This is a genomic window from Streptomyces sp. NPDC091280, from assembly GCF_044768565.1.
GTDB lineage: Bacteria > Actinomycetota > Actinomycetes > Streptomycetales > Streptomycetaceae > Streptomyces.
Map to the genome: position 1 here is coordinate 1 of NZ_JBIVUZ010000048.1, position 1,068 is coordinate 1,068.

Here is a 1,068-nt window from a genome sequence, read left to right on the forward strand (position 1 = left end):
TAGTAGCGCGCTCAAGACCCGAAGCGGAGTGATCTAGCCATGGGCAGGTTGAAGCGGAGGTAAGACTTCGTGGAGGACCGAACCCACCAGGGTTGAAAACCTGGGGGATGACCTGTGGTTAGGGGTGAAAGGCCAATCAAACTCCGTGATAGCTGGTTCTCCCCGAAATGCATTTAGGTGCAGCGTCGTGTGTTTCTTGCCGGAGGTAGAGCACTGGATAGGCGATGGGCCCTACCGGGTTACTGACCTTAGCCAAACTCCGAATGCCGGTAAGTGAGAGCGCGGCAGTGAGACTGTGGGGGATAAGCTCCATGGTCGAGAGGGAAACAGCCCAGAGCATCGACTAAGGCCCCTAAGCGTACGCTAAGTGGGAAAGGATGTGGAGTCGCAGAGACAACCAGGAGGTTGGCTTAGAAGCAGCCACCCTTGAAAGAGTGCGTAATAGCTCACTGGTCTAGTGATTCCGCGCCGACAATGTAGCGGGGCTCAAGCGTACCGCCGAAGTCGTGTCATTCATACAACAGGGCCAACGCCTGTATGGATGGGTAGGGGAGCGTCGTGTGCCGGGTGAAGCCGCAGCGGAAGCTAGTGGTGGACGGTTCACGAGTGAGAATGCAGGCATGAGTAGCGATACACACGTGAGAAACGTGTGCGCCGATTGACTAAGGGTTCCTGGGTCAAGCTGATCTGCCCAGGGTAAGTCGGGACCTAAGGCGAGGCCGACAGGCGTAGTCGATGGATAACCGGTTGATATTCCGGTACCCGCTGTGAAGCGTCAAACATCGAACCAGGCGATGCTAAGTCCGTGAAGCCGCCCTGGAGCCTTCGGGCAAAGGGGAGTGGTGGAGCCGACAGTCCAGACCTGTAGTAGGTGAGTGATGGGGTGACGCAGGAAGGTAGTCCATCCCGGGCGGTGGTTGTCCCGGGGTAAGGGTGTAGGACGTGGTCCAGGTAAATCCGGATCACATATAGTCTGAGACCTGATGCCGAGCCGATTGTGGTGAAGTGGATGATCCTATGCTGTCGAGAAAAGCCTCTAGCGAGTTTCATGGCGGCCCGTACCCTAAA

The 1,068-nt window shown here is 56.8% G+C and carries 1 rRNA gene; it reads left to right on the forward strand.

Annotation, left to right across the window (positions count from 1 at the left end):
• Nucleotides 1-1,068: ribosomal RNA gene (locus tag ACIQPR_RS49125) — 23S ribosomal RNA — on the forward strand; the annotation flags it as partial.